Annotated in this window: 9 protein-coding genes and 1 pseudogene; 2 read left to right on the plus strand and 8 right to left on the minus strand. The window is 69.1% G+C overall.

Going from position 1 to position 14190, the window contains the following annotated elements:
* Nucleotides 1-293: 293 nt before the first annotated feature.
* Together M2437_RS19240 and M2437_RS19245 are read left to right on the plus strand one after the other, a co-directional pair.
* On the plus strand, nt 294-1049 hold the full coding sequence (locus M2437_RS19240; protein ID WP_147019516.1) for a carbonic anhydrase: 756 nt from the start codon (nt 294-296) through the stop codon (nt 1047-1049).
* A gap of 9 nt (nt 1050-1058) precedes the next feature.
* A complete protein-coding gene (locus tag M2437_RS19245) occupies nt 1059-2627 on the plus strand; it encodes a SulP family inorganic anion transporter (RefSeq protein WP_253388397.1) in 1569 nt (522 codons plus the stop codon).
* Between the two features lie 155 nt (nt 2628-2782).
* On the opposite strand, the gene hflX is transcribed toward M2437_RS19245, so the two are convergent.
* The 8 genes and pseudogenes from hflX to dusB form a co-directional block, all read right to left on the minus strand.
* Nucleotides 2783-4198: a GTPase HflX gene (gene hflX, locus M2437_RS19250; protein WP_253388398.1), complete on the minus strand. Its 1416-nt coding sequence runs from the start codon at nt 4196-4198 to the stop codon at nt 2783-2785.
* Between the two features lie 97 nt (nt 4199-4295).
* Nucleotides 4296-4550: an RNA chaperone Hfq gene (gene hfq, locus M2437_RS19255; RefSeq protein WP_003600267.1), complete on the minus strand. Its 255-nt coding sequence runs from the start codon at nt 4548-4550 to the stop codon at nt 4296-4298.
* A 307-nt stretch (nt 4551-4857) separates the two neighbouring features.
* The gene (ntrX, locus tag M2437_RS19260) at nt 4858-6228 is read right to left on the minus strand and encodes a nitrogen assimilation response regulator NtrX (RefSeq protein WP_003600268.1); all 1371 of its coding nucleotides are present in this window, start codon (nt 6226-6228) and stop codon (nt 4858-4860) included.
* The gene (locus M2437_RS19265) at nt 6225-8624 is read right to left on the minus strand and encodes a sensor histidine kinase NtrY-like (protein WP_056118977.1); all 2400 of its coding nucleotides are present in this window, start codon (nt 8622-8624) and stop codon (nt 6225-6227) included. Before M2437_RS19265 ends, ntrX begins: the two co-directional genes overlap by 4 nt.
* Before the next feature lie 63 nt (nt 8625-8687).
* Nucleotides 8688-10325 carry a DEAD/DEAH box helicase gene (locus M2437_RS19270; protein ID WP_253388399.1) on the minus strand — a complete coding sequence of 546 codons (1638 nt, stop codon included), beginning with the start codon at nt 10323-10325 and terminating at the stop codon, nt 8688-8690.
* A 126-nt stretch (nt 10326-10451) separates the two neighbouring features.
* Nucleotides 10452-11925, minus strand: a pseudogene (gene ntrC / locus M2437_RS19275) (nitrogen regulation protein NR(I)).
* 10 nt (nt 11926-11935) lie between these two features.
* Nucleotides 11936-13069, minus strand: coding sequence for a two-component system sensor histidine kinase NtrB (locus tag M2437_RS19280; protein ID WP_003600275.1), 1134 nt, complete (start codon nt 13067-13069; stop codon nt 11936-11938).
* The gene (gene dusB / locus M2437_RS19285) at nt 13069-14097 is read right to left on the minus strand and encodes a tRNA dihydrouridine synthase DusB (protein ID WP_253388400.1); all 1029 of its coding nucleotides are present in this window, start codon (nt 14095-14097) and stop codon (nt 13069-13071) included. The genes M2437_RS19280 and dusB overlap by 1 nt, the downstream gene beginning before the upstream one ends.
* Between the last annotated feature and the right edge of the window lie 93 nt (nt 14098-14190).

Genomic DNA, 14190 nt, shown 5'->3' on the forward strand with positions numbered 1-14190 from the left:
AGGCTTGTCCGCCGGCGGCGCTCGAACCGCGCTGCCGGCCACGTCCTCACCACCCGATATCCGGCCGCCCCGACTCGGGCCGCCCGGATCTCCCGGACGACACCGTACCGGCTCACACCTCGTCGCAGCCTTTGCGACAGCGCAGGCAGCCTTGTGCCTGCCGGAGGCGCCGGCATCACCGCGTCTCGCCCAATCAGACTTCGCGGATCGACAGGCGTGATGCGCGTGTCATCCAGCCAGCATCTCATGCGTCCCGGCGTGTCGGCTCACGCGTGGTGACAGCGGGGTTTGACGTGGACGGCATCATCCAAGGTCTGTCGAACTTCCGGGGAACGGTCTTTCCGGGCCAGCAGCAGATGTATCAGCGGCTGGTGCGCGACGGTCAGCAGCCCAAGGCGCTCATGATCGCCTGCGCCGATTCCCGCGTCTCGCCCGAGCACATCACGCAGTCCGGTCCGGGCGATCTGTTCGTATGCCGGAATGCCGGCAACATCGTCCCGCCCTTCTCGCAGCAGAACGGCGGCGTGTCCTCCGCGATCGAGTACGCGGTCGTCGCCCTCGGCGTGCTGGACATCGTGATCTGCGGTCATTCCGATTGCGGCGCCATGAAGGGCCTCATGAATCCCGAGGCGCTGGGCAACATGCCCAACGTGGCGGCGTGGCTGCGCCACAGCCATGCGGCGAAACAGATCGTCTGCGAGGCCTATCCCGAGGGCATGGACCCGAAGGAGCGCCACCGCGCCGTCGCCCTGGAGAACGTCGTGGTGCAACTCAACCATCTGCGCACCCACCCGAGCGTGGCGACGGCTCTGGCTCGCGGCAAGCTGCGCCTGCACGGCTGGTTCTTCGAAATCGAGAGCGGCCAGGTGCTCGCCTATTGCGGCGAGCGCAGCCGCTTCATCCCCATCGACGAAGCCACGGGTGTCCCCGTCGCCCAGGCTTCGGCGTCGCGGATCGCCACACCGGAATTCGCCGGCCCTCATGCTGGTCCCCATGCCAGCCCCCATGCCGGGCCCGAACCCATCCCCCACGCTATCGCAGCGGAGTAGATTTTTGCTATGCGCGCCTCCCTCGCCCGGCTGATGCCATCGACCATCGGCCGGGACCTTCCGGCCTCCTTCGTCGTCTTCCTCGTGGCGATGCCCCTCTGCATGGGCATCGCCATGGCCTCCGGTGTGCCCGCCGAGCGCGGCCTCATCACCGGCATCATCGGCGGTATCGTCGTCGGCTTCCTCGCCGGCTCGCCGCTTCAGGTCAGCGGCCCAGCCGCGGGCCTTGCCGTCATCGTCTTCGAGTTCGTGCGTGAGCACGGCATCGACGCGCTCGGGCCGGTCCTCGTCGCGGCGGGCGCCATCCAGCTTCTCGCCGGGGCGCTCCGGGTCGGCGGCTGGTTCAGGGCGATCTCGCCAGCGGTCGTGCACGGCATGCTCGCCGGCATCGGCATTCTGATCGTGCTGGCCCAGATCCACGTGTTGACCGACGCCCTGCCCAAGGCCAGCGGTCTCGATAACCTCGTCGCCATCCCCGCCGCGTTCTTCAACTTCGTCTCCGGTCCGGACGGCAACCGCCCCGGGGCCGTGATCATCGGCCTTGCCACCATCGTTGCGATGATCGGCTGGGAGAAGATCCGTCCGGCCAAGCTCAAGCTGATTCCCGGTGCGCTCATGGGCGTGCTGGCCGGCACCGTCGTGGCCGTCGTCGGCAGCATGGACGTCAAGCGCGTCGAGGTGCCGGAGAACATCTTCTCCGCCGTGACCATGCCGGGAATGGGCGACTGGAGCCGCTTGGCCGAGCCGGCGATGATCCTGATGGCGGTCACCCTCGCAGTCATCGCCAGCGCGGAGAGTCTGCTCTCGGCGGCGGCGGTGGACCGGATGCATGACGGCCCGCGCACGCAGTACAACCGCGAACTCGGGGCCCAGGGCATCGGCAACATCCTCTGCGGCCTCGCGGGCGGCCTGCCGATGACCGGTGTCATCGTCCGGTCCTCGGCCAACGTCCAGGCGGGTGCGGCGACGCGCGCCTCCACCATCCTGCACGGGAGTTGGATCCTCGCCTTCCTTCTGGTCCTACCGATGGTGCTGAAGGTCGTGCCGACCGCCTCCCTCGCCGGCATCCTCGTGGTGACGGGCTGGCGCCTCGTGAGCCCCGCCCACGCCTTCCACCTGCACGAGCGTTACGGCCTGCCCACCGCCGCGATCTGGTTGGCGACCATGGTGATGGTCGTCGCGACCGACCTGTTGACCGGCGTTCTCACGGGCCTTGCGCTCAGCCTGCTCCAGGTGATCCCGCACTACCTGCGTGGTCCGCTCAAGATCGAGGGCGGCGCGTCGCAGACGGTGCAAGGCGGAGCGGTTCAGGGCGTGCCGGAACTGCGGCTCTCGGGTTCGGCGACCTTCCTCCAACTGCCGCATCTCAATGCGGCGCTGGAGCGGACGCCGGAAGGTTCGCCGATCCGTCTCGCAGCGCAGGATCTGCGCCACGTCGATCACACCTGCCTGGAGATGATGCGGGAATGGGCGACGCGGCGGGCCAAAACCGGGTCCAGGGTCGAGGTGGTCGGCGGCGGCGCGAGCGGCCTGCACCACAGCCTCGCGATGGTCGCCCACGCCGCGCCGAAGGACTGACGGCAAGCACAAAGGCGTCGACCCGAACGCCGCCACCCGGCTTTCGGGTCGAAGATCCGGAACGAGAAAAGGCCGGTGCCGCTCATCGCGGTACCGGCCTTTTCGTTTGCTGAGTCTTCTCTTCGCAGCGTTGGCACCCGCAAGCGGGCAAAGCCCTACGCGGCCGGCGAACTCTGCGGACCGCCGACGCGCTGGGCCGCTTCGAACCGGTTGAGGAAGCGGGGCTCCTTCTCCGGGGCGATGCGGATCGTCAGCGCGATCGCGCCGCCGGTCTCGGATTGGCGATCGAGAACCTCGGCGTTCTCGTAGAGCCAGTTGAGCGCAGCGCCGTCCTCGGGCGGAAGCGTCACGGCGAAGGTCGAGCGCGCCCGCGCCACCTGCCCCTCGATCCGCTCGGTGAGTTCCGGAAGACCTTCCCCCGTCAGCGCCGAGACGAGAATCGGTGCCGGCCCGGCCCCGAGATGCGCGGCGCTGAGATTAAGCAGACGGGTGCGCTCGCCCTCGTCGAGGAGGTCGGCCTTGTTCCACACCTCGATGATCCGCTCCGCATCCGCCTCGATCCCGAGTTCGCGCAGCACGCCCTCGACATCCTCGGCCTGGGCCTGGGTGTCGCCATGCGAGACGTCGCGCACGTGGAGCAGGATGTCCGCCTCGATCACGTCTTCCAGCGTGGCGCGGAAGGCGGCGATCAGGGAGGTCGGCAGGTCGGAGATGAAGCCCACCGTGTCGGAGAGAATCACCGTCTCGCCGTGCGGCAGCTTGGTCGCCCGCGCGGTCGGGTCGAGGGTGGCGAACAGCATGTCCTGCGCCCGCACCTCGGCCTTGGTCAGGGCATTGAACAGGGTCGACTTGCCGGCATTGGTGTAGCCGACCAGCGCCACGATCGGATACGGCACCCGCGCGCGGCTCTTGCGGTGGAGGCCGCGGGTGCGGGTCACGGCTTCGAGGTCGCGCTCGATCCGGGTCATCCGCTCCTGGATCATCCGCCGATCGGCCTCGATCTGGGTCTCACCGGGGCCGCCGAGGAAGCCGAAGCCGCCGCGCTGCCGCTCCAAGTGGGTCCATGACCGCACGAGGCGAGACTTCTGATAGGCGAGATGGGCGTGCTCGACCTGGAGCGTGCCCTCGCGGGTCGAGGCGCGCCGGCCGAAGATCTCGAGGATCAGGCCGGTGCGGTCGATGACCTTGGCGCCCCAAGCCTTTTCGAGGTTGCGCTGCTGCACCGGCGAGAGCGCGCAATCCATCACCACGAGGCCGATCTCCTCGGCCTTGATGAGCCCGGCGATCTCCTCGACCCAGCCCTTGCCGAGATAGGTCGAGGGACGCGGGCGCTGGATATGCACCGAGATCGCCCGGGTGACGTCGAGTTCGATGGCGGCCGCCAATCCGACGGCTTCGTCGAGCCGCGCTTCGTCCGAGCGCACGGTCTCCGTCTGTCCGGGGGCCAGCCGCTGAGCGGCGCGTGTGAGATAGGGGCCGAGAACCAGCGTGCGGGTCGCGGCGGCGATCTCGCCCTCGGGGGCGGCCTTCGCCTGCAGGCGTGCTTCGCCGGGCGGAAGGATTTCAGTCATGGCGTCTCCGTGTCATCGTTCCCTTATGTCGGAACGATGACGCCATTTTACATCCGCTGGCTTCCGCAAATGACGGGAACCGGCCCGCTTCGCGCGTTCAGGCCTTTTCAGGAGCCGTTTCGTCGGGCTCGAACAGTTGCACCGGATGGCCCGGCATGATCGTCGAGATTGCGTGCTTGTACACGAGCTGCGAGTGCCCGTCCCTGCGAAGAAGAACGCAGAAGTTGTCGAACCACGTCACGACACCTTGAAGCTTGACGCCATTGACGAGGAAGATCGTCAGCGGGATCTTGTTCTTGCGGACATGATTCAGGAACGTGTCCTGGAGGTTCTGAGCGCGCTCGCCCGCCATTTCTTTTTATCCTTAGTTTCGAGACCCGCGCCACGGATCAGCACGATCCCGTGGCTGAAGCGCGGGGCGGCGCTCTCACGTGTTGGGACCGCTTTGCCGGGCCATTTCTATTACAGGGCGAAGCTTGCCGCGATGCAAGAGGCCCCCCGCAGCGCAAAGCGTCAATATCCACCCCTTGCAACTGCTCCCACCGCTCATTCGCCCACCGAGCCTGCGGCGGCCGATTGAGCGTCCGTCACGACACGCCCGCCGCGCCGCCGTGCCCGGGGGCAGGCGATCGACGAGCGCGCGGTTCGCGAGGGATGTCTTACGGGCCGATGCCGAGCGACTTCAGCTTCCGGTGGAGCGCCGAGCGCTCCATGCCGATGAATTCGGCCGTGCGGGAGATGTTGCCGGAGAAGCGTGCGATCTGCGCGATGAGATATTCCCGCTCGAAGATCTCGCGGGCCTCGCGCAGGGCCAGGCTCATCAGCTTCTCGCCGCCCGCACCCGTCGGCGTCGTCGGCACCAGCGCGCCGATCTCGGTCGGCAGCATCTCGGAGGTGACGTCCTGATCCGGATCGCTCTGGGTCAGGATCATCAGCCGCTCGACGTTGTTGCGCAGCTGGCGGACGTTGCCGGGCCAGTCGTGCGACTGGAGCACCGCCATCGCGTCCTCGGCGATGCGCCGCCGCGGCAGGCCGGTGGCGGCCGAGATCTGCTCCATAAAGAAGGTGATGAGCTCCGGCACGTCCTCACGCCGCTCGGCCAGCGAGGGAATGCGGATCGGCACCACCGAGAGGCGGTGGAACAGGTCCTCGCGGAAGCGCCCGGCGGCGATCTCCTCCGTCAGGTCGCGGGACGAGGAGGAGATGATGCGCACATCGACATGGACGCGGGCCGTGCCGCCGACGCGCTGGAAGTTCTGATCCACGAGGACACGCAGAATCCGGCTCTGCGTTTCCTTCGGCATGTCGGCGACTTCGTCGATGTAGAGCGAGCCGCCATGCGCCTCCTCCAGGGCACCGACGCGCCGCACCCGGCCTTCGCCGCCCTCGACGCCGAACAGCTCGGCTTCCATCGTTTCCGGCGTGATCGTCGCCGCGTTGATGACGACGAAGGGCCCGCTCGCCCGCGAGGAGGCGGCGTGCAGGGTGCGCGCCGAGAGTTCCTTGCCGGCGCCCGGCGCGCCCGAGATCATCACGCGGGCGTTGGTCGGCGCCACGCGCTCGATGGTCTGGCGGAGCTGGTTGACCGCAACCGAGCCGCCGACGATGCGGCTGGCTTGGCCCGAGCGGACCTTGAGGTCGCGTACCTCGCGCTTGAGGCGCGAGGCCTCCAGCGCCCGCTCGGCGACGAGGATCAGGCGGTCTGCCTTGAACGGCTTCTCGATGAAGTCGTAGGCGCCGGATTTGATCGCCGCCACCGCGGTCTCGATGTTGCCGTGGCCCGAGATCATCACCACCGGCAGGTCCGGGTGGCCCGCCTTGATGAGGTCGAGCACCTGCAAGCCGTCGAGGCGCGAGCCCTGGAGCCAGATGTCGAGGAAGACGAGGTGGGGCCGGCGCGATTCGATCGCGGCCAGCGCCTCGTCGGACCCGGCCGCGGTTCGGGTGCGATGCCCCTCGTCGTCCAGGATACCCGCGACCAGATCGCGGATGTCGGCCTCGTCGTCGACGATCAGGATGTCGGCGCTCATGGCTGCACCTCCGCGACGCGTCGCGCTTCCATGGCGTCCTCCGTATTCTTATCCATCGTTGTCCTGTCACGCGCGCCCGGTGCCGCGGAGCGATCCCGCTCCTGTCCCGCACCGGTCCCGGAATTCCGTTCGTCCGGCCGTCCGACTTCCCGCGGCAGCCGCATGCGGACCTGTCCGCCGCGCCCCTCCGGGTTGTCGTTCAGCTCGATCCCCCCGCCATGCTCTTCGAGCACCTTGGAAACGATCGCGAGTCCGAGGCCGGTCCCGCCCTCGCGGGTCGTCATATAGGGTTCGAGCAAGCGCTGGCGCCCCTCTGCCGGAAAGCCTTTTCCGTTATCGGTGACTTCGATCACCACGAACGCCTCTTCGACCACCAGCGTCAGGGCGACCCGGCCCTTGCCGCCATCGGCCGTCAGCACGTCCTCCGGCACCGCCTGAACCGCCTCGACGGCGTTCTTGAGGATGTTGGTGAGCGCCTGGGAGAACAGCCGCACGTCGAAGGCGGCGACGACGCGGCCCTTCTCGTCGGCACCGACCGTGTCGAAGGGGAAATCGAGGTCGGGATGCGCCATGCGCAGCATGAATAGGTTCTGGCGCGCGATCTCAGCCAGATCCTGCTGCGTAATCGCGGGCTTCGGCATCCGGGCGAAGGAGGAGAACTCGTCCACCATCCGCTTGATCTCGTCCACCTGCCGCACGATCGTGGCGGTACACTGCTCGAACACGTCCTTGTCGGTCGTGATCACTTTTCCGTACTTGCGCCGGATGCGCTCGGCCGAGAGCTGGATCGGGGTCAGCGGGTTCTTGATCTCGTGGGCGATGCGGCGGGCGACGTCGGCCCAGGCCGAGGTGCGCTGCGCCGTGACGAGATCGGTGATGTCGTCGAGCGTCACGACGTAGCCGCGCGCCTCGCCCTGCGCCTGCTCGCTGGTGACGCGGACGGCAATCGTGCGCTCGCGGCCGCCGCGTACGAGCTGGATCTGCTGCTGCAGCGCGCGGTGGCGCCCCTCGGCTTCCGGAAACAGTGCGGCGATCTCCGGCACGACATTCGTCAGCGGCTGCCCGACGAGCTCCTTGGCCGTGAGGCCCAGCGTCCGCTCCGCGCCCGGATTGGCGATGGTGATGACGCCGTCGGCATCGACGCCGAGCACGCCGGGTGAGACGCCCGACAGCACGGCCTCGGTGAAGCGGCGGCGGCGGTCGATCAGGTCGTTGGCCGCGCGCAAGCCATCGTGCTGGCGGCGCAGCTCCTGCGTCATCGTGTTGAAGCTCTCGCCGAGATGGGCGAGATCGCCGTCGGATTTCCGCGCCGGCACCCGGGCGTAGAAATTGCCGGCGGCGACCTCGTCGGCGGCGTTGATGAGCCGCCGGATGGGGGCGACGAAACGGTTGGCGAAGTTCAGCCCGAACCAGACCGCCGAGAGCAGCGTGATCAGGGCGATCAGGATGAAGACCGAGGCGAAGGCGATCTGCACGTAGCGGCGCAGTTCGTCGAAGGTCAGGTATTCGGCCGCCGCGGCACGGGCGACACCGGGAAAGTCGATGGCGAGCTGGCTCACCTCACGCTGCACCAGCAGCACGGCGTTGTCGTAGGCCGGCATCCGCATCAGGGCGGCGAAGACCCGCCCCTCATTCGGCAGCAGGCAGATCGGGTCGCTCGATTTCGCCGCGTCCTCGAAGGCCGCGGCCGAGGGCAGCCGCGTCTGCTTGAGCACGTCGATATTGGCGCGCGCCACCACCTCGTTCGGCCCGCGCATGATCTTGACGATCGGCAGGCCGAGCGCCTGGGCGCGGGTGGTCATGAAGCCCTCGAACCACTCGCGGTTCACATCGAAATTCGGCCGCGCCCGCGTCAGGTCGTCGGCGAAGATGCGGATTTCGCGGGCGAGCGATTGGCAGTGATTCTCCTGATAGGCGTCCGCGACCTGCACCGATTTCAGCACCACGTCACGGACGCGGTCGGTGAAGCCGAGCGACAGGCCGACATCGATCGTCACCGAGGCGACGATGGCGAGCAGGATGGTCGGCAGGATCGCGATTAGGCTGAACAGGCCGACGATGCGGGTGTGCAGCCGCGCCACCGAGGCGTGCGTGCGCCGGGCATGCAGGAAGACCCGCGCCTCCCAGGCGATCACGACGACCAGCGCGAGAACCAGCGCGGCGTTGACCGAGAGCAAGGCTACGCCAGTCGTCGGCGTCCGCGTGATCTGGATGATGCCGGCGAGGATGAGGAAGGTGACCGAGGCCGAGATCAGCGCCGTGAGCACCACTGCCGCGCCGATCCAGCCCGGCCCGCGCGGGGGCGAGTCGAACCGGCGCGCGACCGCCTCGGCACCGTCCTCGGGGGACGGGGCATCGGACGGCACGTTTTCAGAACGTCGCGACAGCAGCGGCATCACTGATGCGGGGCCACATCAGTGTGGCGAAATTAATACGAATCAGCCCGGATGAGGATCCGATCAGGCGGCCAGGGTGCCCCAGCGGCGCAGGTCGCGGAACCGCCGCCCGTCCGAAAAACGCACCGTCACGCTCTCGGAAAGCCGGCCGGCGGCTTCGACCCGGAGGGTCTCCGGCCGTTCCAATTCGTCGGCCCGTTCCAGGGCTGCGGCGACCGACATCGGCACCGGATCGGCGCCACCGAATGCGCGCCACCATTGCACCGCCTTCTCGCGGGCATGGCCGGAATGTTCGAGGCAGACCTCGACCCGGCAGCCGCCGCCTCGCCAGCGCAGCGCGACTTCGAGCCGGTCCGGGCCGGAGCCGCCGGGGCCGCGGTCGAGGCGCCAGCCCACGACCTCGCGCCAGGGGCAGATCGATTCGGACAGGATCGGCATGGCGTCCTCCGCGCTCGCAGCGTGGGGTGCCTCCTCGTCCTCCGGTTCGGGCTCCACCCAGCAGGCTTCGCAGGTGCTGGCGTTGAGCGCGATCAGCGCGCCGCAGCCGGGGCAGGGTTTGGCCCGCGCCATTCCCAACGCCGCCGGCCCGAGCGCGACGCTGCGGGCGGTCACCGCGTCCACGGGGCCGTGCATCCGCACCAGTCCGGCATAATCGAGCACGATCGCATCCGACTTGCCCGGCGCCCGGCGCAGGGCCCGGCCGACCTGCTGCACATAGAGCCCGGCTGATTGGGTCGGGCGCAGCAGGGCGATGAGATCGACCTCCGGCACGTTGAAGCCGGTGGAGAGCACGCCGACCGAGACGAGGCAGCGGATCTTTCCGGCGCGGAAATCGCGCACCATCCGGTCTCGCTCGCGCTTGCCGGTCTCGGCCGTGACGGTCTCGCAGGAGATCCCTTCCGCCCGGATCGCGTCGCGCACGGACGCCGCGTGCGCGAGCCCAGCGCAGAAGGCGAGCCACGCCCGCCGTTCGCGGCCATAGCCAACCATCTCCTCGACCGCCGCGCGGGTGATCCATTCGCGGTTGACCGCCGCCTCCAGCGCCGAGGGGATGTAGTCGCCGCCGCGCTTCGGCACCCCCGACACGTCGAGGGCGAGCGCGGTCGCCTTGCAGATCAGGGCCGCCAGAAAGCCCTGGTGGATCAGGTCGCCGACCAGCGATTCGTAGACGATCCGCTCGAACACCCGGCCCTCACCCTCGTCGAGCCGGCCGGTATCGAGCCGGTAGGGCGTGGCGGTGAAGCCCGCGACCTTGAGATCCGGGTTGCCGGCCCGCGCCGCCGCGAGGAAGCGGCCGTAGCCGGTCTCGCTCGCGCGGGCCACGAGATGGGCCTCGTCGATCACGATGAGGTCGATGGAGCCGAACAGCTCGGCCCGGTCACGCACGGATTGGATCGAGCAGAAGGTGACTTGCGTGTGCGCCTCGCGCCGGCCGACGCCGGCGGAGAAGATGCCGGCGGGCGCCTCGGGCCAGTACGCCAGCAACTCGCCGTGGTTCTGCACCACGAGTTCGCGGACATGGGTGAGGACGCAGATCCGCGCCCCCGGCGCCCGATCCAGCCATTCGCGGATCAGCGCGGCGATGACGAGCGCCTTGCCGGCTCCGGTCGGCAGCACGACGAGGCCGGGCCCGCCGCCCTGGTCCCAATGACAATCGAGCGCGTCGAGGGCGGCGCGCTGGTACTCGCGAAGGCGCAGCATGGCGCGCCTTTAGCGAAGCGCGGCCGTGGAGAACAGAGGAGAAACGCGACAGTCTTGTTCGGCGTGCGCCGCTGGATCGCGAGCGTCAGGTGAAGCGATCCAAGCGACGTCCCCAGATGGAGCGCGTCACCGCGAGGTGCGAAACACCTGCAGATCGAGATCGCGCACCTTCTTGCGCAGGGTGTTGCGGTTGACGCCCAGCAGCTCGGCCGCACGGATCTGGTTGCCGCGGGTGGCCGCCAGCGCCGCGCCGATCAGCGGACCTTCGATCTCGCGCAGGATGCGGTGGTAGAGGCCGGGCGGGGGAAGCGTATCGCGATACCCCGAGAAGTAGTCGGCGAGGTGCCGTTCGACCGCACCGGAGAGCGTCTCGCTATCGGAGGCTCCGTTCGCGTTCTTGCGGGCTGCGCCGTTGCCGTTGGCCGCGGGCTGGGCGAGCGGCAGGGTGTCGAGTTCCGCCTCGATGACCGGGCCGGTGATGGTCTCCTGCGGGTAGAGCGCGGCCAGCCGCCGGACGAGGTTTTCCAGCTCGCGCACGTTGCCGGGCCAGCGATAGCGCTTCAGCCGCTCCATTGCGTCCGCGTCGAGGGTCTTTCGGGTCAGGCCCTCGCGCTCCACCAGGACGAAGAAGTGGCGGATCAGGTCCGGCACGTCTTCCGAGCGCTCGCGCAGCGCCGGCAGGCGCAAGGGCACGACGTTGAGGCGGAAGAACAGGTCCTCCCGGAAGATTCCCTGCTGGATCGAGACGCGCAGATCCTTGTTGGTCGCGGCGATGATGCGGACGTTGGTCTTGATCGGCACGCGCCCGCCGACGGTGGTGTACTCGCCCTGCTGAAGCACGCGCAGCAGCCGAGTCTGCGCCTCCATCGGCATGTCGCCGATCTCGTCGAGGAACAGCGTGCCGCCCTCCGCCTGCTCGAACCGGCCGGCCGAGCGCGAGAGCGCGCCGGTGAAGGCGCCCTTCTCGTGGCCGAACAGCTCCGATTCGATCAGATCGCGGGGAATCGCCGCCATGTTCACGGGCACGAACGGCCCGGTGCGGCGGCGGCCGTAATCGTGCAGCGCGCGGGCGACCAACTCCTTGCCGGTGCCGGACTCGCCCGTGATCATCACGGTGAGGTCGGTCGGCATCAGGCGGGCGAGCGCCCGGTAGATCTCCTGCATAGCCGGCGAGCGGCCGACCAGCGGGATGTCCTCGTTCTCCGGTCCGGCGCCGGGCGCAGGCGTCCCGCGGGGGCGTGACAGTGCCCGGCCGACGATCGCGATCAGCTCCTTCAGGTCGAAGGGCTTTGGGCAGGTACTCGTAGGCGCCGCGCTCGGAGGCGCGGATCGCGGTCATGAAGGTGTTCTGCGCGCTCATCACGATGATCGGCAGTTCCGGCCGGACGCGCTTGATGCGCGGCAGCAGGTCGAACACGTTCTCGTCCGGCATCATCACGTCGGTGATGACGAGGTCGCCCTCGCCCTGGGCGACCCAGCGCCAGAGCGTCGAGCAGTTCGAGGTGGTGCGAACCTCGTAGCCGGCCCGGGACAGGGCCTGGTTGAGCACGGTGCGGATTGCGGCGTCGTCGTCCGCGACGATAATGTGGCCGTTGGGCATGGCTCTCGACTCAGCGCTCCGCGGCCGATTCACGCCCGTCGCGGGCGCTCGACATGGGAAGGAGGATCCGGAAGGCGGTGCGGCGGGGTACGGGATCGCATTCGACGATGCCCCCATGATCGCCGACGATCTTGGCCACCAATGCAAGTCCGAGGCCGGAGCCCTGCACCTTGGTGGTGACGAAGGGGTCGAACAGGTCCGACAGCATGTCGGGCGGGATGCCCGGCCCGTTGTCGCGCACCGCCACTTCGATCGGCAGGCTGACGCGCTCGCGCGAACCGGGGATCTGGAGGCGCAGGCCGGTGCGGAAGGCCGTGGAGAGGGTGATCTCGCCCTCGACCGTGTCCGTGCCGATCGCCTCGGCCGCGTTCTTCACGAGGTTCAGGATCACCTGGATCAACTGGTCCCTGTTGCCGAGGACGGGCGGCAGCGAGGGATCGTAGTTCTCGACGAAGCGGATGTGACGGGCAAAGCCGGACTGGGCCGAGCGCTTCACCTGATCGAGCACGCCGTGGACGTTGACGGGGCCGCGCTCCACCGGCCGCTCGTCGCCGAACAGCTCCATCCGCTCGACGATGCGCACGATCCGGTCCGACTCGTCGCAGATCAGGCGGGTCAGAAGCCGGTCCTCCTCGTCGCTCTCCTGTTCGAGGAGCTGCGCCGCGCCGCGGATGCCGGCGAGCGGGTTCTTGATCTCGTGAGCGAGCATCGCGCCGAGCGCCACCATCGAGCGCGCGGCGCCGCGATGGGTGAGCTGCCGGTTCATCTTGTCGGCGATGGTGCGCTCTTGGAGCATCAGCACCACCGAATCGTCCTCGTCGCGCAGGGGCGTGGCGAAGACATCGACGCTGCGCTCGGTCCCGGAGCGGGGCTGGACCAGCTCGACCCGGTATTCCGACACCGAGGAGCGGCGGCGGCGCACCTCGGTGACCAGCGCGATGATCGGCGAGGAGAACGGGATGATGTCGCGCAGCCGTCCCCGCAGCATCAGCCGGGCCGAGGCGTCGAAGAACAGCTCGGCGGCGTGGTTGACCCGCAGGATCCGCTCATCCGGCCCGATGGTGAGGACCGGCAGTGGCAGTGAGTTCAGCACCGCCTCGGCCGGCGGCAGGGATTCGGGGGCGGGCTCGTCGGAAAAGGGCATCAGGCTGCCTCGCCGAGGGGCGTGGTCGCCGTCCCGGCCGGTTCGAGGAACGCGCGTTGCAGGAGGCGGAGCGCCTCCGCCGGATCGTGTGTGGTGACGAGGCGGCGCCGGTCGTCCGGGGTCAGTCCGCCAGCCGCGTCGGCATAGGCCGCGAGATGCTTGCGGGCGTGGCGCACGCCCATCGCCGCGCCGTAGAGCGCGATCAGCCCCTGGTAATGCTCGGCCGCGACCGCCGCCCGCTGCTCGGCCGAGAGCGGCGGGGCCACGCGCCCGGCGAGCCCGGCGGCGATCTCGCCGACGAGCCAGGGACGCCCGACCGCCGCGCGCCCGACCATCACGCCCGCCGCACCGGATTGGCTGAGGCAGGCGCGGGCCTCCTCCAGGCCGGTGATGTCGCCGTTGGCGATGACGGGGATGCGCACCGCCTCGACCACGGGACGGATCGCCAACCAATCGGCCCGGCCCTTGTAGAATTGCTGCCGGGTTCGGCCGTGAACCGTCACGCCGTCGAGCCCGAGGGCTTCGGCGCGCCGTGCCAGTTCGGCGGCGTTGAGGCTGGCGTGATCCCAGCCGAGCCGCATCTTCACGGTGACGGGCACATCGACCGCGCCGCGCACCGCCGCAAGGAGCCGCGCGGCGTGATCGAGGTCGCGCATCAGGGCCGAACCCGATTCGCCGCCGGTCACGGTCTTGGCCGGGCAGCCCATGTTGATGTCGATGGCATCCGCGCCGTTCGCCACGGCGATACGGGCCGCCTCGGCCATCGGTTCGGGCGCGCAGCCGGCGAGCTGCACCACATGCGGGTCCACCCCCGCACCTTCCGCTCGGACCTGCGATTCGGCGTCACCCTTCGCCAGCTCGGCCGCCGCGACCATCTCGGAGACCACGGCACTGGCACCAAGCCGCTGGGCGAGGCGCCGCATATGGAGATCGGTGACGCCCGATAGCGGTGCCAGCAGGACCGGCGGGCTGGTTGCCCCCCGATCGTCAGCCCCGCGTAGCGCGCTCAAATAATGGTCACGTGTCATTGTGCCCAATAAGTAGCCAAACGGCTGGCAGACGCAAGCGCCTGCGGCGTTTGCCTTCGCGCATCTTGCCGCATAAGGACGCGGCGATCCCCA

The sequence above is a fragment of the Methylorubrum pseudosasae genome (genome assembly GCF_029504475.1).
In the GTDB taxonomy this organism is placed as follows: domain Bacteria; phylum Pseudomonadota; class Alphaproteobacteria; order Rhizobiales; family Beijerinckiaceae; genus Methylobacterium; species Methylobacterium extorquens.

Coding starts and splice junctions, on each gene's coding strand:
- hflX (WP_253388398.1), bottom strand. CDS start 4,198: ATGACTGAAATCCTTCCGCCCGGCGAAGCACGCCTGCAGGCGAAGGCC.
- M2437_RS19265 (WP_056118977.1), bottom strand. CDS start 8,624: ATGCCGCTGCTGTCGCGACGTTCTGAAAACGTGCCGTCCGATGCCCCG.
- dusB (WP_253388400.1), bottom strand. CDS start 14,097: ATGACACGTGACCATTATTTGAGCGCGCTACGCGGGGCTGACGATCGG.
- M2437_RS19270 (WP_253388399.1), bottom strand. CDS start 10,325: ATGCTGCGCCTTCGCGAGTACCAGCGCGCCGCCCTCGACGCGCTCGAT.
- M2437_RS19280 (WP_003600275.1), bottom strand. CDS start 13,069: ATGCCCTTTTCCGACGAGCCCGCCCCCGAATCCCTGCCGCCGGCCGAG.
- M2437_RS19245 (WP_253388397.1), top strand. CDS start 1,059: ATGCGCGCCTCCCTCGCCCGGCTGATGCCATCGACCATCGGCCGGGAC.
- hfq (WP_003600267.1), bottom strand. CDS start 4,550: ATGGCGGGCGAGCGCGCTCAGAACCTCCAGGACACGTTCCTGAATCAT.
- ntrX (WP_003600268.1), bottom strand. CDS start 6,228: ATGAGCGCCGACATCCTGATCGTCGACGACGAGGCCGACATCCGCGAT.